Genomic DNA, 23608 nt, shown 5'->3' on the forward strand with positions numbered 1-23608 from the left:
CCGCTAGGGTTACTTCAATCTGTTGCAGCTAGCGATAGCTCAGTTGCAGCAGCCACCACGGTGGAACAGACGGCCGAAGCAGCCACGGCGAGCGCGGCAGCAGCTGTAGCTTTCGCAACCGCAGCTGCTAGCACAGCCGCTGTCGCAACCACAGCCCGTCTCGCAAGGCACGGTCACTTCTTGAGCAACCATCTTGCAGACCTTCACGGGCACTTCCTTGGTGACCTGGTGAGGGACGCAGACCGTGTAGGTCGAGGTCTTCTCTTCAGGTACGCAGTCGTAAGTAGTGACCGTGTAAGTGCGGGTCCGCTCTTCAGGGACGCAAACCGTGTAGTTCACTTCCTTGGTCATCGTCTCGGGCACGCACTTGGTGACCGTGTACTCGCGGGTGCGAGTCTCGGGGCGGCACTTGTTGACCGTCACGGTCTTGGTGCGGGTCTCGGGAACGCACTTGGTGACCATGTAGGTGCGAGTACGCTCTTCGGTACGGCACTTGCGGACGGTGCAGGTGCGAGTCCGCTCCTCGGTGGTCATCTTGCAGACCTTCACGGTCTTGGTGCGGGTCTCGGGAACCATCTTGCAGACCTTGTAAGTGCGGGTCCGCTCTTCGGGACGACACTTGGTGACCGTGCAGGTGCGAGTCCGCTCTTCGGTCTTGCACTTGGTAACGGTGTAGGTGTAGGGCACTTCTTCCGTCACGCACTGGTAAGTGGTGCAAGGAACCTCGCGGGTTTCGCAACCGGGAACCCAGCAACGTTTGCAGACGGTGCGAGTGCAAGGAGCACAACCGCAGTCGTCGCAACCCGAGGCACAACCGCAGCCACAGCCGCATCCGCAGGGCACCTCAACCATCTGGGTTTCCCAGTGGCCGGTGTTGACGGTAACGGTACGAGTGCTCTGAACGGGGACGCGCTTGGTAACGGTCCGCGTACCGGTCATTTCCTCAGTGTAAGGAACCTGCACCGTGTAGGTCTGCTCGATCTGTTCCGTGTAAGGAACTTGCACGGTGTAGGTCTGAGTCTTTTCCTCGTAGGTGGGGACCATCACCGTGTACTGAACTTCCTTATCCTCGTAGACGGGCACCTGAACGGTGTAAGTCTGCTCAACTTCTTCGGTGTAAGGAACCTGGACGGTGTAGGTCTGAGTCTTCTCTTCTTGAACTGGCACCATCACCGTGTAGTTCACGGTCTTCTCTTCAGTGTAGGGAACCATCACGGTGTATTCCGCGGTCTTGGTTTCCTGCACAGGCTTCATTACGGTGTACTCAACCGTCTTAGTGCGCGTCTGAGGGACCTGGACGGTGTAAGTCTGGGTCTTTTCCTCGGTGCGAGGAACGCGCTTGTACACCGTGTAAGTGCGGGTCCGCTCTTCATTGGTGTACTCGGTCGAGGTGACCGTCTTCATCACGGTCTCGTAGGTGGGGACGTAGATGGTTTTGGTTACCATCGTCGGGCCACAACCACAATCGTCCGCCACAGTGGCAGAGCCACAACCACAATCGGAGCTTACTGGCGCTCCGCAGCCACAGTCGGCCTGAGCCGATCCGACGGTGAGCAGCATCGCCACTGCAACCATCGCAAAATAACGCAACATACAAGTTCCTCCCATCCCACGGATGTAAAAGTTTTAACTCCCGCTGTTCCCGTCCGCTTCGTCGCGCTCGGTTTTCCAACACACGCGAGACCAACCCTTGGAAGAGTGGGAAAGTTGGGGAAGAGTCTTCCACTTCGGCGGGTTACCGAATGATTCCCCCTCAACAAAATCCAGCCAGGGCGGAGCCATGCCCTGGAAAAACGCTTGTTTTCTCGTTTATTGGCGGGCCCTACCTGGCCCTTGCTCCCGGATAGAATAGTACTCGTTTTAGGGGTTTGGAAGCCTCCGCCTGACAATTTCGGCAAAGTTTTTCGGCTGGGGGCTCGGCGAAGACTGGGGCAATTCAATGGTGATCCTCTTCCATCCAACCTGACCGAGTTAGCGCCAATGGGTGCGGAATCCACTAAACCCCTACCATCGTTTGGGTTGCGCCGTAGATCGGGGAATCACACTGGTCGATGTGCCGTCAGGTGTCTTCTACTATTGCGGGAAGACCCTCCTCTCTGGATGAGGGATCCGGCCCGCAAATTGGGTACAAACTGTTTCTGCTGAAAACATGCGGTTCGCCGTTGCGCTTTCCCGCCATTCAACCTAGGGTTTAGATAGCCGAGTCGTTCGCTCGAGTGGTTTGGCCCCAAGGGGGCACCCTCGACGAGACTTGTCTCACTCATCACCTACCCTTTTCACCCCAAATCGCGACTCACAGGTCGCACCGTCGCCGCGGTGTGGCGAGTCCCTCAGTGCCATGCGACTATTCAGCCGCAAGCCAACCGACCGTCGTCGTACGCAAGGTACGACCATTGTCGAAACGGCCTTTGTGCTTCCCATCTTCCTGCTGTTCGTACTCTCGCTGGTTGAGTTCGGGCACGCCTTGATGGTGAACAACGTACTCCGCAGCGCCACTCGAGCAGGCGCACGAATGGGATCGACCGAAGGTCGCTCCACGTCCGACGTCGAGCAGTACGTCCGGGACATCCTGGACGGGGCCATCAATGCAGAACTGGCCGAGGTCATGGTGAAGAACGCGCAAGTGTACGACCAAGGATCTTCGGTTCCCGCCAACGGACAACAGATCGAGGCGCTGCCCGACATCGAAGTGGCCGACGCCGATCCTCGACAACTATTTCTGGTTCGCGCTCGCGTTGCCTACAACGACGTGGCCCTGGTGCCGATGCCGTTCATGAGCAACGTGGTGCTCCAGGGACAAGCCTTCATTCGTCACGAGTAACCCCCTTCCTCAAGCAACGTATTGCCCCCATGTGCCGCAACATCAGAAGTGTCGCCGATCGATCGGTTGGAACCCTACTTGTCCAGAGACGTGGAGCGGTAGCCGTTGAGTTTGCCGTGGTGGCTCCGGTGCTGATCGGTGTGATGTTTGCCATGGTGGCGCTAAATCGGGCATTCGAAGCGCAGAATCTGCTGTCGACCGCCGCCCGCGAGGGAGCCCGCTTCGCCTCGATGGACCGCGACGGCATGCCCGAAACCGGCATGACTGGCAACGAGAAGCTTTCGGAGGACATCAAAAATTTCCTGGCTTCGAATGGCCTGGATCGCGATTCGGTTTTCGTCGAGGTGAAGGATCACGAGGATCCATCGCAGGAGTTCAACATCGACGATCCCGCCAACGATCTAAAACTGTTCGAAGTCCACGTTTCGGTCGACTATTCGGCTGTCAGTTTCACACCAGTTGCCAGCAACAGCGATTACACGCTGGATGCGGTGGTAGTGTTCCGCAATGGCCGCGCTACGCTTTCCGATTAACCAAGTTAGTATCCCTCCCTGCTTCGCACGTCCCTTCCTTGTCCCGCACGTCCCACCCCTCGAGTCCACCATGCGTCCCACAGCCCTCCCACAATTTGGAATCCGTCCACTTTTCCTGACCCGCCAAAACTCACGCCGTGGCATCATCGTGGTGCTCACCGGCTTCCTGCTGGTGGTACTGTTCGCGTTCATGGCGCTGACAGTGGACACGGGGCGAATCGTGCTGACCGAAACAGAGATGCAGAATGCAGTGGACGCAGCGGCGCTGGCTGCCTCGCAGGAAATTGCCGCCGCAATTCATAACGCCGGGCAGAACGGAACTAATCCGAATGTCGACCCCAACAGCATCGCAGCCGAGGCAGCCCGCCTGATGGCGGCCAACGTAGCAGATGCCAACGGGGTGTACGTCGATCCCGATTCGGACGTGAAGTTCGGCAAACGCCGCTACGACCCCGACACCGGCACCTGGCCCATCGAGTGGGGCGGGACGCCGGTCAACGTGGTGCAGGTTGTTGCTCGCAAGACCAACACCGATAGCGGGGCCCCCGACGCCCAGTTGCCGTTGGCGTTTGGCTGGGCCGTCGGTCGCGACCAGGTGCCACTGCAGGCCACGGCCACCGCGTTCGTCGAAGCCCGCGACATGGTGCTGGTGCTCGATTTCTCCGGCTCGATGAGCGACGACTCGGAACTGCGTGCCATCGGCACCTTCAGTCAGGCCGATGTCGAAGCGGGACTCGACACCATATTCAACCAGCTATACGAGTCGAACGCCGTATGGCCCGATGTATCGCCAGTCCGCCCGAAGTTCACCCTCGCGTTTGGCGAGATCGACACGGCAGAGGGAACTTACATCTCCAGCGATGACACCAACTACATCTTCTCGCTGCTGAAGCTCGACGAAGAGTACCCCAGCAGCCACCCCGACTGGCCCGGCCAGTTAAAGTACCCCTACCCCCAAGCAGGTCGATACAGCAATGGCACCCCCAAGGGGATGCCCAGTGAGTACACCAGTAAGAACCTGTGGAAGGGGTACATCAACTACGTCAAAAATCTGGGCGGTCCCTACCACAAGAAGTATGGATATCGCACGCTGTGCGACTACATGCTGCAGAACAACCAAATGAAGTGGACCGTTTCGGAAGACTTGTGGCGGACGTCGCACTACCCGTTCCACGCGGTGAAGAACGGTGCCTCGTTGTTCCTGGGCTTCCTGAACGATCTGGACTTTGGCGACGAGGTCGGACTGGTGAGCTACGGCACCTACGCCGTGTGGGAAACCAGCCACTATGACGGCGAGGTTTCGCTCGACACGTCGACCAATCCGATCACGGCCAACTATGCGATGATCGATACCATTCAGCGACGCCACCAGGCTGGCCACTACGACGTGTACACCGGTATGGGCGAGGGCATGCTGAAGGCCCGCGAAATGCTGGTCGGTGCGGCCAACGATCCAAACGACGACGGCTACGTCCGCTACGGTGCTCGTCCCACGGTGATCCTGATGACCGATGGGCAGGCCAACAAGAGCCCTGGCGGCTGGAGCCTACCCGGCAACTTTAAATGGAAGGACTGGACCGACTACGACGGCGACGGCAACGCCGACTACACGACCGGCGATCGCAACAAGCAGTACGCCTTCTACGAGGCCACCGAGGCCATCAAGCGTGGTGTCACGATTCACACGCTGGCAGTGGGTGCTGGCGCCGATCGCGACATCATGCGGGCAATTGCGTTCGCTGGCGATGGCGTGTTCATCAGCGTGCCGGGTGGTTCGACGGTGGCCGAGATGGAATCGCAGATGCTGGATGCCTTCAGCCAGATTGCGGCCAAGGTTCCTCCAGCGAAGCTGGTGTTCGAACTGTCGCAGCCCGAGGACTAGTCATCCCACATCGTGGTGACGTCTACCTGACGTCGCCGGATACACCCCGCTAGTTCGCTTCACCCATGAGCGAGCTACCCCGCTTGGCCGCCGGTTGCCTCTGCAATCGGCGGCCATCTTTATAGCGCTGGCATCCGGCATTACGACATCAGTTTGTCGAGTATTGCCGCCAGTCGCTCGGCCCCCTCGCCGGTCATCATCGTGAAGTGGTCGCCAGGAATGCTAGTGCGTTCGATGCGCTGCCCCACCAGGCTATTCCAACCGTTGTCCTCGGGCAGTTGCTGATCGCTGATATCCTCCAGCCCGCCACCTACGGCCGGCTGGAACAAGTGCATCTCCAGGTCGATGGGTTGCGGCTGGTAACCTTGGCTGGCGCGGATCAGCCCGCTGCCGACATTGATTAGCCGATGGACATACTCGTCGCTCACGCTGGGTGGGAACATGCCTTGGTCGCGGGCTTGCTCCAATGCAGCGGCGAAGCGTTTCTCCTTGGGCAATTCAGCCAGCTTATCGACCGACACCTCAATATTCGTGCCGGCGAAGCGGTTGGTAAAGCGCACCAGGTCGCAGAGGAACAGCGCGTCGTCGTCGACGTCGATGTCGCGATAGATCGTCGGCAGCGGCGTATCGAACAACGCCAGCAGCTTGACCTCGTGGCCGCCCTTCATCAGTGCTTCGGCCATCGCGAAGGCACTCACCCCACCAGCCGACCAGCCGGCGAGATAATACGGACCGGTGGGTTGCAGTTCGCAAAGCGCCGCGGCGTAGTCGGCCGCCAGGTGATGCATCTCGTTGTGCGGCGGATTGGGATCGTCCATGCCCCGCGGGCGGAACGCTACAATTGGGCGATCGCCTGACAAATGCTGCACCAATTGCTGATAGCAGCCGACGTCGCCACCCAAGGCAGGCAGCAACACCAGCGGTTCGTCCAGCGTTCCTTCGCGCAGTTTGACCAGCGGGCTCCAACCTTCCGCCACGGAGTCTTCGGTCGAGGGTGCTTCTTCGCCGGTGATCAATCCCACAGTGTCGGCTGCCAACGAGGCGATGCTGGGCCCTTCCAGCAACTTGGCCATCGGCAGCGTAAAGGCCAGGCGAGCCTCCAGGTTGTTCTTCAGCTCCAGCGCCATCAACGAGTCGAGCCCAAACGCCGTGAGGGGTTGGTCGACGTCCAGCTGGTCAGGGTCGAAGCTCATGATACGGGCGAGCTCGGCCTGGATGTAGTCGCGCACCAGCGGTACACGGGCCACCGGCTCCGCTTCCAGCAGGCGGTCGCGGAACTCGTGATCGACACTCGATCCGCCACCTTCGCCATCGCCATGCTCGGCAGCGCGATCGTCCAACAGGCTCAGCCGCCGTGTGCCCAACAAACGCAAGAGCGCTTCCCAATAGACGTCCATCACGGTGGTTTGCGTCGTGCCGGCGTCGATTAGGTCGCCCATCAACTTCAAGCCGGCATCGGCGGGCAGCAGGTCCATGCCGCGGGACTGAATGCCGGTCTCCCGATCGGTGTCGGCAAAGGTCTCGGCCGCCATGCCACTGCCGGCCCACGGCCCCCAGTTGATGCTGGTCGCCGGCAAGCCCTGGCTGCGACGATAGTGAGCCAGCGCATCGAGCGTGGCGTTGCCGGCGGCGTAGTTGGCCTGGCCGGGCGAGCCAATCATGGCGGCCACCGACGAAAACAGCACGAACAGGTCGAGCGGCATCTCCGCCGTAAGCGAGTGCAGGTTCCACGCGCCCACCGTCTTGGAGAGCATTGCGCGATTGAGTTGCTCGAGCGACATATCGGCCAGCACGCCATCGGCCAACACACCAGCGGCGTGAATCACACCACGGAGCGGCGGCAACTCGCCGGGCAACGACTTGAACCCCTGCTCGAGCGCGGCGTAGTCCACCACATCCGCCTGCATGGCAAATACCTTGGCGCCCTTGGCTTCGAGCGCGGCGATGGCCTTGCGCCCGCTTTCCGAAGCAGCGCGGCGAGACATCAGCACCAGGCCGCCTGCCCCCTGCTCTGCCAGCCAATCGGCCACCAGCAAGCCCAATCCGCCCAGGCCACCAGTGATCAGGTACGTCCCGTCGCTGCGAACCGTCTGCTTCCTGGTCGCGGCTGGCTCTGCGGCTTCCGAAACCGAATCGGCAATCGCCACGACCACCTTGCCAATATTCTTCCGCTGCGACATATAACGGAACGCGTCGATCGTTCCGTCGAGTTCGAACCGCGTGAACAGCTCGGGTTGGTACTTGCCCGCCTCGAAGTACGGCATCATCTCATGGTACAGCCCGCGAATGTAGTTCGGCCGCTGGCGGAGCATGCGATCGAGGTCGATGGCGTGGTACGACAGATTGTCCTGGAATGGCAGCAGGCCGATCTTGCGATTCTGGTAGATATCGATCTTGCCGATCTCGAGAAAGCGGCCATACGCCCGCAGGATCGAAAGACTCTTGGTAATCGCCTCGCCGGGCAGCGAGTTGAGCACTACATCCACCCCTTCGCGGTCGGTATCGGCGAGAATCTCTTCGGCGAAGTCCAAGGTACGCGAGTTGTAAATGTGTTTGACGCCCAGCGAGCGGAGGAACTCGCGTTTCTCATCGCTACCGGCAGTGACAAAAACTTCGGCGCCAACATCCTGACAGATCTGAATGGCTGCCAGGCCCACGCCGCCCGCGCCGGCATGAATCAGCACGCGGTCGCCAGGCTGAATCTCGGCCAGTCGCACCAGGCCGTAGAAAGCAGTGAGGAACACGATGGGCACGGTCGAAGCTTCGTCGTGGCTGATGTTCTTCGGTTTGTGAACCAGCGTGTAGTCGCGGGTCGTGGCGTGCGACGCAAAGGCATACGGCGCAACGCCCATCACTTCGTCGCCTACCTGGAATCGGTCGACCCCCTCGCCCACCGCGGTGACGACGCCCGAAGCCTCGATCCCCAGCGGGACGATCTCGTCCTTGATGCCCGGATAGAGCCCGAGCGCTTTGAGCACGTCGCTGAAGTTCAGCCCCGTCGCATGCACAGCGAACTCCACTTCGCCAGGGCCGGGCGGTTGCCGCTCGATGGCGACATACTTTAGTGCGTCGAAAGAACCAGGATTCGTGATGCGCAATTGGAACGCCGAGCCGCTTGGCACCGTGCCGGCGGCCGCTTCTTCAGCAACAACTGCCTGACGGCTGGCTTCGTCTTCCACCAGGCGAGCGACCATGCGTTGGCCGTTGCGGTAGGCAACCTGGCTGTCGGTCGAATCGCCGCCCAGTTCTGCAAGCAGGTTCGCTGGGTCCAGTTGCTTGGCGTCCAGGTCCACCAACGTGGGGGTGAGTTCCGTATGTTCCACTGCCGCCACGCGGACCAGCCCCACCAGCGGCGCTTCGGCCACCATGGTCGGCTCGCCCTCGGTCACGGCTTGTGCTCCGTTCGTGGCGAGCCACAACCGTGGCATCTTCGCCTGGCCACAGCGAGCGAGTTGCTTGATGGTGAACATTGCACTAGCGACGCCAAGCCGCGACGATTCGGCCCACATCTGCGTCGCGTCGCCAGGTTCGGGTGCTGGAATGTCGAGCGACCACAAGTGGACGACGCCCACCAATGGATGTTCCTTGCTGGTGATCTGCGAGATGAGATCAGCGTAGTGCGACTCGTTGAGTGGGTCGATAGTCGCTTGAACGGAGCCGGCGGACAGGTTGTCGAGCTTGAATTCTTCGCCCGGCCAAACGAGTGCCACTTTACGATTGTCCGAGGTCAGTCGCTTCACCAACTCGCTATGCACGCCCGCCGAGTCGCCAAATACCAACCACGTGCCGGCAGCCGGTTCCGCCGTACTCTCCAGCGGGGCACTCTTCCACGTCATCTGGTAGAGCCAGTCGGCCGGACCATGGGCCTCTTCGCCCGCCGCACCGCGCCCGATGCGTTGCACCTTGGCGGCCAGCATTTCCACCAGCACCTGTCCGTCGGCGTCCACCAGGTAGACATCGCTGGTCACGCTGTCGGGACTGGGGCGGTCGTCGTCCGAGCGGCGGACGGCGTAACAGTACACCGGCTTTTCGAATGATTCGATCGGTCGCACCACACGCACCTGGCCTACGCCAACCGGCATGTAGGTGTAAGGGCTGTACTCGCCGTTTTCTTCCAGTGGCACCGTCGAGGCCAAGGTCTGCCAGCAGGCGTCGCCCAGCACGGGATGCAATTGGTACTTGGCCAACTCGGCCACCACGGCTTCGTGCGGCTGAAGCGTCGCAATGGCCTCGCAGTCAGTCCGCGCCACGTCGCCCAGCACTTGAAACTGCGGCCCATACACCAATCCGCGCGCGGCCAGGATTTCGTAGTACTCTTCGCGAGTCTTGGGATCGATGATCCGCGATCGGACTTCTTCCAAGTCAATCACAGGCAGCGAATCGAGTGCCGGCAACTGCGACTCATGTAGCAGCGTGCACGTCGCGTGAAGATTCCAATCGGCGGGATCGGCGTCGGCAGGCGAGCTGTAACTCTCCATCTCGCTGCGCCCGCCAGCCTCGGGCTCCACGGTAACTTGCACTAGCCGAGAACCTTCGGACGGCAGGAACATGGCGGCTTGAATCGATACGTCGCGAATGGCGTGCTGGCCTTCGTCGAACGTCAGCTTCGTGGCGGCGAGGCCCTGCTCGATGAATGCGGCGCCTGGCACCACCACCGACCCCTGCACCTGGTGATCGATCAGATAGCCCGGCGTGTTGGCATCGACCACCGTTTCGTAAACCGAATTGGTCCACACCGTGGGCACTCGACCACCCAATAGCGGATGTCCGCCCGCTGCCCGCCGACGCGCGGCGCCCCCCGTGGCGCTGTTGTCCATGTCGAACCAGAATCGTTCGCGATGGAACGGATAGTTGGGCAGCAGCAATCGCTTGGGCGTCTGACGCTGGTCGCGTGCTCGCCAATCAATTTTCGCGCCAGCGGTGTACAAGTCGCCCACCGCGGCGGCGATGGTTTGATCGGCCGCTTGCCCCTTGCGCAGTGAAGCCACAGACGCCGCTTCCAGGTTTGGCAGGCATCGTTTGGCCATACCCAGCAAGCTGGCCGCGGGACCCACTTCGAGCAGAATGCTGGCCTTCGACTCGCCCACTCGCTGCACCCCGTCGACAAAGCGCACGGCGCCCCGAACGTGGTCGCGCCAGTAGCGGGCCGTCGGCGCCTGGGACATCGCCTGGCCGGTAAGGTTCGAGATCACCGTGATCCGTGGCGGCTTGAAGTCGATGCCATCGGCGAACTCCTCGAAGTCGTCGAGCATCTCATCCATCAGCGGCGAGTGGAACGCGTGTGAAACGACTAACCGTTGCAGGCCAATGCCCGACGATTCGAACTCAGCAACCAACTGATCCACGGTCTCCGCATCGCCGGAGATCACGGTGTTCTCGGGCCCATTCACGGCCGCGATAGTCACCAAGTGTTCTTTGCCGGCCAGGCGGGCTGCGACGTCCGCTTCGGGCGCAAACACCACGGCCATCTTGCCCGGCTTGGAAATCTGCTGCATCAGCCGCGCCCGTTCGCTGATCAGCCCCAGGCCTTCGTTCAGGTTCATGCAGCCGGCCACCGTGGCGGCGACGTACTCGCCAACGCTGTGCCCCAACAAGATGTTCGGCTCCACGCCCCACGACTGCCACAGTCGGGCCACGGCGTACTCGATGGCGAACAGTGCGGGTTGCGTGAAAACCGTTTGGTTTACCAGCTCCGCATCCCTATCGTTTTCAGGGAACAGTACCGTAAGTAGCGACTCGCTCAAGCCCGTGCGCAGAATCTCGTCGCACTGGTCGATGATCTCACGAAACAACGGCTCCGTCTGATACAGTTCGAGACCCATCTGAGGATACTGCGAACCCTGGCCCGTGAAGAGCATTGCGATCTTCGGCCGGGTGATTCCTTTGATCTGCCCCCGTTTGACGGTGGGGCTAGCCTTGCCGGCAGCCAGCGTGGTCAGCGCCTTGCCGAGCGATTCCCGTGAATCGCAAGCCACGGCCGCTCGATAGTTGAAGTCGGACCGCCCGGTATTGGCCGAATAGCAGAGATCGTCGAGCTCCACCTCGGGGCGCTCGTTCATGTAGGCTGCCAGGTTCGCAGCCTGTTGTTCGAGGCTGGCCGCATTGCGGCCCGACAGCTTCAAGACGTGCCGCGTACGCTCGGATCTATCCGATTCGGCCACGCCAATGCGCTCGATGTCTGCGGTCGAGCCGGCGTCGCTTCCTTCATGGCTGGCAGGGGGTGCCTCGATCACAATATGTGTGTTGGTGCCACCAAACCCAAACGAGCTGATGCCCGCCAAACGCCGGCCCATGGTCTCGGGCCAGGGCTTATGCTCGGTGGGAACCTTGATCCGCGAACCTTCCAGCGTGATGTGCGGATTGATCGATTCCAGGTACAGCTGCGGCGGAATCCGCTCGTGTTGCATCAACAGTACGGCCTTGATCAGACCAGCAGCGCCCGACACCGTCTCGGTATGCCCAATGTTTGCCTTGACGCTGGTCACATGCACCGGCCGATCCGAATCGCCACGGCTCTTGAAGATCTCGGTCAGCGCCTGCATCTCGATTGGATCACCCAGCGGCGTGCCAGTGCCGTGTGCTTCGATGTAAGAGATGTCGTCGGGCGTGATGCCTGCCTGAGCGTGAGCGGCGCGAATGCACTCCTGCTGCGACTGGCCATTGGGGGCGCTGATGCCCGACGTGCGACCATCCTGATTCACCGAAGTGGCGCGAATCACGGCCAGCACCTGATCGCCATCGCGCTGGGCATCGGCCAATCGCTTCAAGAGCACCAGCCCGCACCCTTCGCCTCGCACGTAACCATTGGCTCCGGCGTCGAACGGTCGGCACTTTCCCTCGGGAGAGAGCATTCGCGCCTTGGAAAACGCGATGGTGGTTTCCGGCGTGATGATGGCGTTCACTCCGCCGGCAATCGCGGCATCGCACTCCTTGCGTCTCAGGCTCTCAACCGCCAGGTGAATGGCCAGCGAGGCACTGGAGCAGGCGGTATCCACCGCTGCGCTGGGGCCATGCAGATCGAAGATGTACGAGATCCGGTTGGCAGCAATCGACAGCGCGTTGCCCGTGCCAACGTGTGCATCAATGTGGTGATAGTAGTCGGCGAACTGCGAGGGGACCTTCGAATAGTCGGCGCCGCCGATGCCGACGTACACGCCGGTCTTACTGCCGGCCAGCGAATCGGCCGAGATACCGCCGTTCTCCATCGCCTCCCAGGCCACCTCCAGCAGCATTCGCTGCTGCGGGTCCATGCGGGCGGCTTCGCGGGGGGCGATGCCGAAGAACTGGGGATCGAACTGATCGATACCGTCGACGAAGCCGCCCCACTTGGTGAACATTTTGCCCGACTGCGTGCCGGTTGGGTCGTACAGCTCCTCGATATCCCACCGGTCGGGTGGCACTTCGCTGACCGCTTCCACTCCCTGATCGATCACTCGCCAATAGTCGGCCAGACTTTGCGCGCCGGCGAATCGGCACGACATGCCGACAATGGCAATCGGCTCGGCGGTGGGTTTCTTGCCAGCGAGTCGTTGCTCGAGGAGTTTTCGCTGGGCGGGCGAGAGACTCGCCATGCGTTGAGCTAGGTCGGACATCAACGGAATAAGATTGGAGGGCGGGCAGCCGACGGCCAGGGACACCAAGGTTAAGTGACGGTCCCTCGTCCGCAGCTTGGCCGGCGAAACTCCCTAGAATACGGCAAACGGCCAGGGGTGTTCAACCCGCGACGATCCCGCGAGAAAACCACAAAGCCCCTAAAAACCAAAAAACAGGCCGAGCCCCGAAGAGGCTCGGCCTGCGAATGGCTGCTATTTAAGAGGCATTCCGAATCGGAAGTCCTCGTAGTGTTGCCTACTTAGCGGCGAGCGTAGCGACGCACACCAGCCAATCCAACCAGTGCCATGCCAGCCAGCAGGAAGGTGCTGGGCTCGGGGACGTTCACGGTGATGGTAACACCGTCGAAGTCCTGCTTGTTGATCAAAGCACTACCACCACCACTGGCGGCAGCGGTCAGCGTATTCTCGAGCAACACGTTGATCTTGGTGGCACCCACGCTGTAGTTGATGCCTTGCTCGTCCAGATGCTGCTTGATGTCGACCATCAATTCGCCATACCAGATGGTATTGTAGGACGTGGTACCATCCACACCGAGCTCGAAGTCGCCTTCGGAGGGGGTGAAGGTCATGTCAGCCTCGATGTTGTACTCGATACCGCCAACAGGCATTCCGTCGATCTCAACCACATCGATGATGAAGTGAGCGGCCACGCTGCTGAAAGCTTCGTCGGCGCTGAGACCCACCAACTGTGTAAATCCACGTTCGGCGAACGACAGATCGTCGATCGAATTGTTCGGCTTGGCCAGCACGGTGAAACCAAGAACGCTATCGACAATCGTCGAAGTGGACGCACCTGGCGACTGAATGTCGGCGACAAAGTTCTGGGGGGTGAAATCGATGGCGTCGCTACCGACACCCGTGGGCTCCCCAAACCGCTCGACAGTATCCGTGTTCGATTCGGACACACCAAGGAACCAGACAGAGTCGGACATCCAACCCGTTTGACCGTCCGGACCAACCATGGGTCCCTCATAGTCAATGGTTCCGGCAATAGACGGCGCTGCGATAAGCAGTCCGAGCGCCAATGCACAGAAAGAAAAAGCTGCTACCCGATAAATTGATTGAGCACCACTGTTTAAGATGCTCCAGTTGCTTTTCCGACTCATTAGTCACTCCCCGGTGCGATATCGCGGTTGCGTATGGTGATTTGACAGCAGGTGCAGAGGCACCTGCCACTGCAAAACAATACTCCCCTGTGAAGGTGACGCCTCTTGCGACCACCACATGGGCAGCAGAATGGGCGTCGCTGGTGCCACACATTCACATGTAAAACACACTCCAGGCGTGCTTACGTCCCCCACTTTAACAGGAAAAGCGGTTTACGCAATAGTTGTCACAGATTTTTCTTGCACATTCGGTGAACTTGCACCCCCCCATCTTGGTGGAAAACGTCCGAAGATAGGGCATTTATGCGGCCTGTCGAGCCGATAAAATCGGCCGAACCGCCACCAAATCTCGGCTCTGGACCAGGAATTGGTACCTCTTCTCCGCCAGCACGGCGATGCAAACATCGAGTTTGCGAGAGTCGGTGTGCAGATATTCCAGGCGAATAATGTTGGGCTGCCAGCGATCCAAGTCGAGCGTTGCTAGCACCGCCAGGTCATGGCCTTCGGCGTCGATCTGCAGCACATCGAGCCGCTTCAAGCCTGATTCGGCCAGCACGTCGTCCAGCGGCAAGCACCGCACCGGGCTGCTCTGAATGTCGTCGGCCGCCACGCCATGCCGCAGCAGGTTGCCGCGGTCGAACGAGGCCAGACGCGACGCCCCCCATCTCGGACGGAAGAACTCTCGCTCGCCCCGCTCGGCGGCAATGGCGGCGTTGACCAGTCGCAACCCGGTATTGTTCGCGAAGCGGGACTGCAACTGCTCGAATGGCTCGGGCTGCGGTTCGACCAGCACGCCTTCGACCTGGCCCAGCGGTAGCAAGCGGGTAAGATCGTCCTCGCTGGTGCCGTCGAATGCGCCGACCTGCACAAAGCTCAGCGTACCCTGCGACAGCAGGATGTCGGCCGCCAGGGCGCGAACCACATTGGGCTGCTGCCAGCCGCGGCGACGAACCAGTTCCATCGGCACGTGCGAACGGGCCAACCCTAATCGCCGCAGTACGATGTCGCGCCACCGCCGACGCTGTTCGACGGTGCCCAGCAGGCGATGATGCCATTTCGTACGTCGAGCAGCCATGAAACCTCTTTCTACAGGATGTACGACGCTAGGCCGCTTTCTTCGACTTCGTGGCCTGGGGCAAATTGTCGCTGGGAGATTCGACGTACTGGGCCGCCTTGGTGCTGCTGTGCGACAACTCCCACAGCTTGGCGTATTTCATCAGGTTGTAGTAGGCCACGATGCCGCACCACATTAGTCCCGGCGTCCGATCCAGGATTCCCAGGCGAATAAAGTAAAACTGCATGAACTTCATCGGCGGCCGCAAAGCCAGGCTCCAGAAGCTGGCCCGCTTGCCGGCGTCGAACGCGTCGAGCGCCGCCCAGGTGGAGTAGCGATTCTGGGTCTGCATGAACCGGTTCAGGCACTGGCAGGTGTGGTGCTCGAGCTTGCCATCCAGTATGCCAGTCTTATCGGCGGCTACATCGATGTCGGCATGCACCCGCCGGGGATGATACCGCAGGTGACGGCGAAACAAGCGGATGCAGGTGGCGCTTTGAGCGCCCGAGTAGCGGAGCCGGTGCCCCAGCATGTAGGTGTCGCGGCGTACCGCAAAGGCCTCGTGGTCGCCGGGTTCGGCCAACGCCTTGCCGATGCTCAGGGCCACGTCCATCGTCACCCGCTCGTCCGAGTCGACCAGCAGCACCCACTCGTAGGTAGCCTGCGGAATGGCCCAGTTCTTGAAGTCGGCGCTGTTGACGTACTCGCGCTCGATCACCCTTACACCGGGCAGATCTCGGACCAACTCCAGCGTGCCATCGGTCGAGCCGCTATCGGCCACCAGGATCTCGTCGGCGATGTCTCGCACCGAATCGATGCAGTCGAGGATGTTGTGGCGTTCGTCTTTGCAGGGAATAAGGACGGTGAGCATTCGAGGCGCAGGGGGCTAGGAGCGAGGGGCCAGGTAATATCGGTGGCGGACCCTAGCAAATCTGTCACCGTTCGCCCACAGCAGTGAATGCTAGCAACTGAGCAACCTCTCCAGGTCGCCGCTGAAGGGTGTGGTTGGAGTCACCGCGGGCTCCTACTTGCCGAACGTCCCATCACGGGCCGCCGTGTTTCGCTGCCCTGGCAGCGTAGCGACCCAGCCAGCCACCAGCCCGCAGGCCAGGGCGAACATCGAGTGGAACACCCGGCCGGCCCAGGTCTCCTGGGGGAGCGCTCGATCGGCGGTGCCTCCGTTCAACCTGGCAACGGGTCCCACGGCCCGCTCCCAATACAGTTGCGCGCGCCCACGCTGCTGCACCACAAGCCGTTGGGGATTGTCCGATCGATCTGCCGACTCTTCGTACAGAGATGCCTCGAGTCCGGCGAATCCCGTGGTGGTGATCAGCCACGCACCAACTCGTTCATCGGCCACTGGCAGGTACAGCATCCCCAGGTACGCAAAACCGGCGAGGCTGAATGCCAGCAGGTAGCGGCGCCGATCGCCGCACGAGGCGGCTCGGATCAGCGCGAGCGACAATGCGGCAATCGCCACGGAGAACGCCAGGCTAGCCGCCCACGCGGACGGCCGGACCGTGGCGTACATCACCAGCGACAGCACCGCCATCCCGATCAACATCGAGGCGAAGCTGTAACCAAATGTCGAGCGGGGCGACGCGGTCATGGTTCAAAAACCAGGGCCCTGCAGGGCCCCGCTCCCTGGGGCTGATAGCTTACAGCTGACGGCCAACAGCCCTAGTACTCCACGTCCACCCACTTGCGTTCCTTGTTGCTCTGGACCATCGCTTCGCAAATGGCAATCTCGTTGTGGCCGTCGATGAAGGTGGCAAAGTCGCCGCCGGGGCGGGTACCGTTCAAGTGGCCGTAGACGTTGCGGAACAGGTTCTTCGGGCCATCGGGCCAGGCTTCGCCATGACCGCCGGGGAAGTGGGCGTACTCCTTGGCCTCGTCGTGCATCAGGCTGGCATCCTTCAGCATCATCTGGTTGGGCGTGTCGCGGTGGCCGATCCACAGTTCGTTGGGCCGCTGTTGGTCCCAGCACAGCGCAGAATTGGCGCCGTCGATCTCAAAGCTCAAGCGGTTCTTCTGCCCCGCCGCACACTGGCTGACGGTCATCACGCCATGGGCGCCGCTGTCGAACTCCAACAACACGCTGGCATAATCCTCGGTGTTGATGGGCATCGCTTCGTACTCGCCCGGCTGCAGTTCGCGGCCCGAGTAGGTTTCCATCTCCACGGTGGGCTTTTTCCGCTCCTTGTGGATGGTCACCAGATCGGCCATCACGCTCTTGATCTTGGCGCCGGACACGAACTGCACGATGTCGCACCAGTGGCTGCCGATATCGGCGATGGCCCGCGAATCGCCCGACAATTCGGGGACCAGCCGCCAATTCCAGTCGGTCTCTTTGAGCAGCCAGTCCTGCAGATAGCTGCCATGGATGGAATGCACCGGGCCGATGTCGCCCTTGGCCACCATCTGCTTGGCCTGCTGCACCAGCGGCATGAAACGGTAGTTGAAGTTAATGGCGTTCACCACGCCTGCTTCATCAGCCAGTCGGACCAATTCTCGCGACTCGGTGCTGTTCATCGCCAGCGGCTTCTCGCTCACCACGTGCTTCGAGGCCTCGATGATGGCCTTATTGACCTCGAAGTGCAGATGGTTGGGCGTGCAGTTATGCACCACCTGAATTTGCGGATCGGCCAGCAGCTCGTGATAGTCGCCGTAGGCCTTGGGAATGGAGAGTTCGGCCGCCTTGGCCTCGGCCAGTTCCTGGTTACGCTCGGAAACTGCAATCACGTCGACAAATCCAAGTCGACGAATCGCCTCGACGTGCGCGGGGCCAATAAAACCAGTACCGATAATGGCTGTTTTAATCATGGGAGGTGGGTAGGGTTCGGGTTCTAGGTGAGCCGGAAGCGTCAGCGCCCGGAGGTAGGATTCGTTTTCACCACGGAGAACACAGAGGTCACGGAGTTTCTGGGAACACCAATCTCCGCCAATCGACACCAATCATGACCAGCGGAGAACAGCTAACACTATTGTTCTCACTTCCTCCGCGTTCTCTGTGCCCTCTGTGGTTAGTGTTCTTAGCGGTTGTCCATTTACTCAATCTTCTCCACATCCGCCCAGCTGCCGGAGTCGATCGACTTGTCGACCGCATCCAGCACGGCGACCACTTGGGCGCCGTCGCGGAAGTCGGGCCAGCAGGGGCGGTCCTGGGCGATGTCTTCCAGCAGGTCGTACACCGCGTGGGTGAAGCCGTGTTCGTAGCCCAGGATGTGTCCTGGCGGCCACCAGTTGCCGACATACGGGTGACAGCCTTCGGTGGCCATAATGCGGCGGAAGCCCTGCGAGTGCTCGGGGCACTCGGTGCTGTAGTACTCCAGCCAGTTCATGTCCTCGAAACACCAGGCCAGCGTCCCCTTGCTGCCGTTGATCTCGAAGCGGTTGAAGTTTTTCCGCCCCGGTGCGAGTCGCGTAGCTTCGAAGGTGCCAAACGCACCATTGGCAAATTTGGTGAGCCACATGCTGGTGTCGTCGACGGTGACTTGTTCGGTGCCTTCGCCGGCCGTGGCGGTGAGGCCGTCGCTGGTGCCCTCGGCCGGCCGCTCGGTGATGAAGGTTTTCTTCTGGCCGACGACGCTGGCCAGGTCGCCCACCAGGAAGTGGGCCAAATCGATGGCGTGGGCTCCCAGGTCGCCGTGGGCGCCGCTGCCGGCGGTGTCCTGCCGTAGTCGCCAGTTCATCGGGAATTCGGGATCGACCAGCCAGTCTTGCAGGTAGGTAAAGCGGGCGTGGCGGATCTCGCCAATTTCGTCCGCCTCGATCATCTTCTTGGCCAACGACACGGCGGGCACCCGGCGATAATTGAAGTTCACCATGTGCTTGACCCCCGCGGTGCGGACTTCGGCCAGCATGCGGCGGGCTTCGTCCAGCGTGGGGGCCAGCGGCTTCTCGCAGAACACGTGCTTACCGGCCTGGGCCGCGCCGATGGCCATTGCGGCGTGCGTGCTGCCGGGAGTGCCAATGTCCACCAGATCGATGTCGTCCCGCTGGACCAGCTCCTGCCACATGATTTCGAAGCTTTCCCAGCCCCACCGCTTGGCGAATGCGGCAACCGCTTTCTCGTCGCGGCCGCAAACGGCCTTCATGACAGGTTTCGCCGTGGTGTCGAAGAACTTGTCGACCGTCATGTAGGCGTTGGAGTGTGCCTTGCCCATGAATTTGTAGCCGATCAGTCCGACATTGATGTCCGCTGGCATAAAGGTTGACTCCAAGCTGTCGTGGGGAAGAGTGGCCGCCCGCTGGTGTCGAAGGCGGTAGTAAAGGCATAATGCGAAGCCATCCAGGATAATGGCACCCGTACACCGCTCGCAACCATGGCCCGATGAAAGATGGCCCAACGAAAGATGGCCCGATTGAAGACCGTACCTTTCGACCCGCCGGCGCTGCTATTGCCCGAGCGTGTGACTGCTTTATTAGACGACGCCGACGAGCGAATCGACGGTTTTCAGTTCGAGCATCGCGATACGCCCGTCGCCGCGTTCGTGCCCAGCGACTTTGTACTGGTCTACCAGTCGCTGGCAGCCATTGCCGCGACAAACCTCGCGCCGGGCCGGCGGTTCGTGGAATGGGGTTCGGGCGTGGGCGTGGTGACCTGCCTGGCCGCGATGCTGGGCTTCGACGCTGTGGGCATCGAGATCGAGGACGACCTGGTGGACGTTTCCCGCGAGTTGGCCTCCGACCACGGCGTCGACGCCGACTTCGTCGCCGGCAGCTTTGTACCCATCGACGAGGTGGATCTGTTCGACCTGACGGGCGACTTCAACTGGGTGCGGACCGACGCGGTGAGCGCCTACGACGAACTGGACCTTGAGCCCGACGACTTCGACCTGGTGTACTGCTACCCCTGGCCCGGCGAAGAGGCGTTGAGCGAAGAACTGTTCGCTGAGTGCTGCGCCACCGGTTCGCTACTGTTGAGCTATCATGGCCGCGACGGTGTGAAGTTGCGTCGACGGATGTGAGCAGCAGTCCCTGCCGACGGACTGCGCCCAGTCGGTCGGTGGCGGCGGAATAATTGAGCTGCGTACAGACGAACGATCGTCATCGGTGAAACCTGGCCTATTCCAGAACAGGGGGAATTTCGATGAACGCGAGAAAACTCTGTCTCCTACTTGCAGCCTGGGCGTGTGTTGCTCTACCAACGTCCGTCGCCCAGCAGACCGACATCGACACCCTCCGCGAAGAGATTCGCACCGCCTGGGCCAAACGTCGCGAGGGCATCAAGACGCTGCGGGTGGAGGCGACGATTGAACGATTCGTCCCAGGAACGAAGGACCAGGACGTCAATGGCAATCCATTCGGCCAGGTGACATCCAGTAAGTACCTGAATACCCACCTCGAGCTGGCTTATAGCCGGGCTGGCGAGAAACGCTGGGTGCGGCTTCATACGGACGAGAATCTAGTGCAAGCTAAGCCGCTGATCCTCAAACCGTACACCCTTATACAAGGCTTCGACGGAGAGGAGACGCGAATGCTGCTTGACGGGGGACTGACTCCGATACCGTCTTGCCAAGTGGAGCAGAGCGAGACGCCTGATAGTTTCCTGACCGACGGCACGACTCTGCTTCCACTGTTAGTTTGGAGCGAACTGGACGAGAAACTGGAGCGAGGAGGATGGCAACCCGATCGGATGACGCCGGAGAGCCCAGCGGAGGTAGTCGATCGTACGAAGCTCGTACGCTTTAGTGTGCCACGCAACAACGGCTGGACATCAACCTTGGAACTCGACCCGAAACATGGTTGGGCTCCCGTTCGCTGGAAATCGCAGCTAAATGGACAGCCGAGGTTTTCGCTCAAGCTACAGTACGACACTTCGGACCCCGCTGACCCAAAAATAATTGGCTGGAAGTCGGAGCGATACTTTGGAGAGGGCAAGCTCGAATCGAGCGAGGTGGCCCAGGTCACTAAGCTGGAAATAAACAAGCCCGTTGCCGACAAAGAATTTGAAGTCGCCTTCCCAGCTGGGGTGCAAGTGATGACCATTAACGAGAAAGGTCGCAAGCATATCGTCCTGCCGCGCAAGGATAAGCCAATTCCCGCAGACGAGTGGCAGTTTGGCAAGTCCGAGGATTAGGGGCGGTGTGCGGTGGGGGGCTGGCGGTGCTACGATACTCGTAACCCACTGCACACCGCCCACGGCCCGCCATGACCTACCGCTCCCTAAGACAATGCACCGACGACCTCGAGCGTCACAAGCACTTGGTGCGGATCGATGCGCCGATCGACGCTAACCTCGAAGCGGCCGCCATTCATCGCCGGGTGTTTGCGGCTGGTGGGCCGGCGCTCTTGTTCACGAACGTGGTCGGCTGCAAGTTTCCGATGGTGAGCAACCTGTTCGGCACCTGGGAGCGATGCCAATTTCTATTTCGCGACACGTATGATGCCGTAGAGCGATTGGTGCAGCTGAAGATCGACCCGATGGCCGCGCTGCGCTCGCCGCTCAAATACGCCACCGCGCCGCTGGCGGCCATGACCATGCTGCCGAAGCTGGTGGGTGACGGGCCGGTGATGGCCCACGAGACCACCATCAGCCAGCTGCCGCAGTTGGTAAGTTGGCCGCGAGATGGTGGGCCGTTCGTCACGCTGCCGCAGGTTTATACCGAGGACGTTCGCGCTCCTGGGCTCAAGCGGTCGAACCTGGGGATGTATCGCATTCAGCTCGCCGGCCGAGACTACAAGGCCGACGAGGAGATCGGGCTGCACTATCAGATCCATCGCTCAATTGGTGTGCATCAGCGGATGGCCATGGACGCCGGCAAGCCGTTTCGCGTGAACATCTTCGTCGGTGGCTCCCCGGCCATGAATCTGGCGGCCGTGATGCCGCTGCCCGAGGGGATGAGCGAGTTGACGTTCGCCGGCGCGCTGAGCGGTCAGCGCATCCGGATGGTTCGCCGCCCCGATGGTCTGCCGGTGCACGCCGATACCGACTTCGCGATCTGCGGCACCGTCATTCCCGGCGCGCTCAAGCCCGAGGGGCCCTTTGGCGATCACCTGGGATACTATTCGCTGGAGCATCCCTTTCCGGTGCTCAAAGTGGAGCACGTCTATCATCGCAAGGACGCCATTTGGCCATTCACGGTGGTGGGCCGGCCGCCGCAGGAAGATACGTTTTTCGGTAGGCTGATTCACGAGCTCACGGGCCCGATCATTCCCACCGTGCTGCCCGGCATCAAAGCAGTACACGCGGTGGACGAGTCGGGCGTGCATCCACTGCTCTTGGCGATCGGCAGCGAACGGTACATGCCGTTCCGCGAGGTCGACCGCCCGCAGGAGCTACTCACTCAAGCATGTGCGATTCTCGGGCAGGGGCAGTTGTCGCTAGCCAAGTTCCTCTGGATTGCGGCCGAGCACGACGACCCCGCGCTCGATCTGCACGATATTGAAAAGTTCTTCACCCACATGCTGGCCCGCGCCGACTGGACACGCGACCTGCACTTCCACACCGAGACGACGATCGACACGCTCGACTACTCGGGCAGCGACTTAAATGCCGGCTCAAAATTGGTGGTCGCGGCGGTTGGCCCGCCGCGGTTCGAACTTGCCACGGAAGTTCCCAGCAACCTCCGCCTGCCGGAGGGCTTCAGCAACCCGCGCGTCGTGATGCCGGGCGTGCTGGCGGTTGACGGCCCGAAGCTGCCCGCGCCAACGTTCGAACTGCCGAGTTCTACGCCCGACACGCAGTCCGAAGTGCGCCGCTTCTGCGAATTCTACTCGTCCAATGACGCGATCAATCGTTTCCGCATGGTACTAGTGGTGAACGATGCGAACTTTGTGGCCGAGTCGCTGAGCAACTTCCTGTGGGTGGCTTTCACACGCACCAACCCGGCGGCCGACGTCGATGGCATCGAAGCTTTCACCCGCAACAAACACTGGGGCTGCCGCGGGGCGTTGGTGCTGGATGCGAGGATCAAGCCGCATCATGCACCGGTGTTGGAGGAGGATCCGGAAGTGACGAAGAAGATTGAGACGATGGCTGTGAGCGGAGGACCATTGGCTGGAGTGATCTAGCCGATGATCTACTGAATTGGAGCTTGTTTCCACTGTCAGAGCAACATTGAGAGGTACCAGATGAGTTTTGACATCTTCTTCATTTCCAGCCGCTGGTCAGATGAGCCCCAATCTAGGACCAATCCTTTCACGGGAGAAACATCGTGCGAGAAGGTGCTATTGCCATTGTCCGATAGAGAGCGCATAGCGGCACAAGCTGTCCTAGAAGAACTAACCCCAGAAGGGCTGGACAATCATGGCTGCTATTCTCGTGACTTCGCAGAAGGTGGTTCGGTTGAAGTGTTTGCGGAAGATCTGGTTGACGGGTGCATGGTCGCCATTCGAGGCAGTCTATCAGACCCGGTGCTTGACCTGCTGCTTCGGCTTGGGACAGCAGGCAATATGAGCATGTGTCCCGCAATGGATCCACCAGTCGTAGTCGCCACGTCGGATCAAGTACTGCGAAACGCTCCTGCCACTTATAAGAACCGCGCGCTATGCACTACCATAGAAGAATTACGTGCAGTCCTCGCTAATGGCTTTGAAGGCTGGAAGCGATTCCGTGATATGGTGGTCGACAGTTAGTCAAGAAAGCAACGGCCGA

At 60.8% G+C, this 23608-nt stretch carries 15 protein-coding genes; 7 read left to right on the forward strand and 8 right to left on the reverse strand.

The window, feature by feature from the left end; all coding sequences use genetic code 11:
* Nucleotides 1-39: 39 nt before the first annotated feature.
* Nucleotides 40-1593: a hypothetical protein gene (locus NG895_RS01550; RefSeq protein ID WP_252850679.1), complete on the reverse strand. Its 1554-nt coding sequence runs from the start codon at nucleotides 1591-1593 to the stop codon at nucleotides 40-42.
* 745 nt (nucleotides 1594-2338) lie between these two features.
* Here NG895_RS01550 and NG895_RS01555 point away from each other — a divergent pair.
* The 3 genes from NG895_RS01555 to NG895_RS01565 all read left to right on the forward strand — a co-directional run bounded on the left by NG895_RS01555 (nucleotide 2339) and on the right by NG895_RS01565 (nucleotide 5236).
* On the forward strand, nucleotides 2339-2821 hold the full coding sequence (locus tag NG895_RS01555; RefSeq protein WP_252850680.1) for a TadE/TadG family type IV pilus assembly protein: 483 nt from the start codon (nucleotides 2339-2341) through the stop codon (nucleotides 2819-2821).
* 29 nt (nucleotides 2822-2850) lie between these two features.
* A complete protein-coding gene (locus NG895_RS01560; protein WP_252850681.1) occupies nucleotides 2851-3354 on the forward strand; it encodes a TadE/TadG family type IV pilus assembly protein in 504 nt (167 codons plus the stop codon).
* A gap of 70 nt (nucleotides 3355-3424) precedes the next feature.
* The gene (locus NG895_RS01565; protein WP_252850682.1) at nucleotides 3425-5236 is read left to right on the forward strand and encodes a pilus assembly protein TadG-related protein; all 1812 of its coding nucleotides are present in this window, start codon (nucleotides 3425-3427) and stop codon (nucleotides 5234-5236) included.
* Between the two features lie 140 nt (nucleotides 5237-5376).
* Here NG895_RS01565 and NG895_RS01570 read toward each other — a convergent pair whose 3' ends face one another.
* The 7 genes from NG895_RS01570 to NG895_RS01600 form a co-directional block, all read right to left on the reverse strand.
* Nucleotides 5377-12828, reverse strand: coding sequence for a type I polyketide synthase (locus tag NG895_RS01570; RefSeq protein WP_252850683.1), 7452 nt, complete (start codon nucleotides 12826-12828; stop codon nucleotides 5377-5379).
* A 260-nt stretch (nucleotides 12829-13088) separates the two neighbouring features.
* Nucleotides 13089-13781, reverse strand: coding sequence for a PEP-CTERM sorting domain-containing protein (locus tag NG895_RS01575; RefSeq protein ID WP_252850684.1), 693 nt, complete (start codon nucleotides 13779-13781; stop codon nucleotides 13089-13091).
* A 475-nt stretch (nucleotides 13782-14256) separates the two neighbouring features.
* Nucleotides 14257-15030, reverse strand: coding sequence for an FkbM family methyltransferase (locus NG895_RS01580; RefSeq protein WP_252850685.1), 774 nt, complete (start codon nucleotides 15028-15030; stop codon nucleotides 14257-14259).
* A gap of 28 nt (nucleotides 15031-15058) precedes the next feature.
* A complete protein-coding gene (locus tag NG895_RS01585; RefSeq protein ID WP_252850686.1) occupies nucleotides 15059-15880 on the reverse strand; it encodes a glycosyltransferase family 2 protein in 822 nt (273 codons plus the stop codon).
* 153 nt (nucleotides 15881-16033) lie between these two features.
* Nucleotides 16034-16618: a hypothetical protein gene (locus NG895_RS01590; RefSeq protein WP_252850687.1), complete on the reverse strand. Its 585-nt coding sequence runs from the start codon at nucleotides 16616-16618 to the stop codon at nucleotides 16034-16036.
* Between the two features lie 71 nt (nucleotides 16619-16689).
* Nucleotides 16690-17832: a Gfo/Idh/MocA family protein gene (locus tag NG895_RS01595; protein ID WP_252850688.1), complete on the reverse strand. Its 1143-nt coding sequence runs from the start codon at nucleotides 17830-17832 to the stop codon at nucleotides 16690-16692.
* Between the two features lie 224 nt (nucleotides 17833-18056).
* Nucleotides 18057-19217: a Gfo/Idh/MocA family protein gene (locus NG895_RS01600; protein WP_252850689.1), complete on the reverse strand. Its 1161-nt coding sequence runs from the start codon at nucleotides 19215-19217 to the stop codon at nucleotides 18057-18059.
* Nucleotides 19218-19349: 132 nt separating this feature from the next.
* On the opposite strand from NG895_RS01600, the gene NG895_RS01605 reads away from it, so the two are divergent.
* From NG895_RS01605 to NG895_RS01620, 4 genes are all read left to right on the forward strand, one after another.
* Nucleotides 19350-19979, forward strand: coding sequence for a class I SAM-dependent methyltransferase (locus NG895_RS01605; RefSeq protein WP_252850690.1), 630 nt, complete (start codon nucleotides 19350-19352; stop codon nucleotides 19977-19979).
* A 122-nt stretch (nucleotides 19980-20101) separates the two neighbouring features.
* Entirely contained in the window at nucleotides 20102-21091 is a 990-nt protein-coding gene (locus tag NG895_RS01610; protein ID WP_252850691.1) for a hypothetical protein, read from the forward strand.
* Between the two features lie 71 nt (nucleotides 21092-21162).
* Nucleotides 21163-23025, forward strand: coding sequence for a UbiD family decarboxylase (locus tag NG895_RS01615; protein WP_252850692.1), 1863 nt, complete (start codon nucleotides 21163-21165; stop codon nucleotides 23023-23025).
* A gap of 60 nt (nucleotides 23026-23085) precedes the next feature.
* Nucleotides 23086-23589: a hypothetical protein gene (locus NG895_RS01620; RefSeq protein WP_252850693.1), complete on the forward strand. Its 504-nt coding sequence runs from the start codon at nucleotides 23086-23088 to the stop codon at nucleotides 23587-23589.
* Nucleotides 23590-23608: the final 19 nt, after the last annotated feature.

Origin of the sequence: Aeoliella straminimaris, assembly GCF_024054565.1 — a bacterium.
Lineage (GTDB): Bacteria > Planctomycetota > Planctomycetia > Pirellulales > Lacipirellulaceae > Aeoliella > Aeoliella straminimaris.

Bases quoted from the DNA above. Each gene is read 5' to 3' on its own strand.
- NG895_RS01585 (WP_252850686.1), bottom strand. From the start codon at position 15,880: ATGCTCACCGTCCTTATTCCCTGCAAAGACGAACGCCACAACATCCTC.
- NG895_RS01580 (WP_252850685.1), bottom strand. From the start codon at position 15,030: ATGGCTGCTCGACGTACGAAATGGCATCATCGCCTGCTGGGCACCGTC.
- NG895_RS01590 (WP_252850687.1), bottom strand. From the start codon at position 16,618: ATGACCGCGTCGCCCCGCTCGACATTTGGTTACAGCTTCGCCTCGATG.
- NG895_RS01605 (WP_252850690.1), top strand. From the start codon at position 19,350: ATGGCCCAACGAAAGATGGCCCGATTGAAGACCGTACCTTTCGACCCG.
- NG895_RS01575 (WP_252850684.1), bottom strand. From the start codon at position 13,781: ATGTCCGACTCTGTCTGGTTCCTTGGTGTGTCCGAATCGAACACGGAT.
- NG895_RS01555 (WP_252850680.1), top strand. From the start codon at position 2,339: ATGCGACTATTCAGCCGCAAGCCAACCGACCGTCGTCGTACGCAAGGT.
- NG895_RS01565 (WP_252850682.1), top strand. From the start codon at position 3,425: ATGCGTCCCACAGCCCTCCCACAATTTGGAATCCGTCCACTTTTCCTG.
- NG895_RS01595 (WP_252850688.1), bottom strand. From the start codon at position 17,832: ATGATTAAAACAGCCATTATCGGTACTGGTTTTATTGGCCCCGCGCAC.
- NG895_RS01620 (WP_252850693.1), top strand. From the start codon at position 23,086: ATGAGTTTTGACATCTTCTTCATTTCCAGCCGCTGGTCAGATGAGCCC.
- NG895_RS01550 (WP_252850679.1), bottom strand. From the start codon at position 1,593: ATGTTGCGTTATTTTGCGATGGTTGCAGTGGCGATGCTGCTCACCGTC.
- NG895_RS01610 (WP_252850691.1), top strand. From the start codon at position 20,102: ATGAACGCGAGAAAACTCTGTCTCCTACTTGCAGCCTGGGCGTGTGTT.
- NG895_RS01560 (WP_252850681.1), top strand. From the start codon at position 2,851: ATGTGCCGCAACATCAGAAGTGTCGCCGATCGATCGGTTGGAACCCTA.
- NG895_RS01600 (WP_252850689.1), bottom strand. From the start codon at position 19,217: ATGCCAGCGGACATCAATGTCGGACTGATCGGCTACAAATTCATGGGC.
- NG895_RS01615 (WP_252850692.1), top strand. From the start codon at position 21,163: ATGACCTACCGCTCCCTAAGACAATGCACCGACGACCTCGAGCGTCAC.
- NG895_RS01570 (WP_252850683.1), bottom strand. From the start codon at position 12,828: ATGTCCGACCTAGCTCAACGCATGGCGAGTCTCTCGCCCGCCCAGCGA.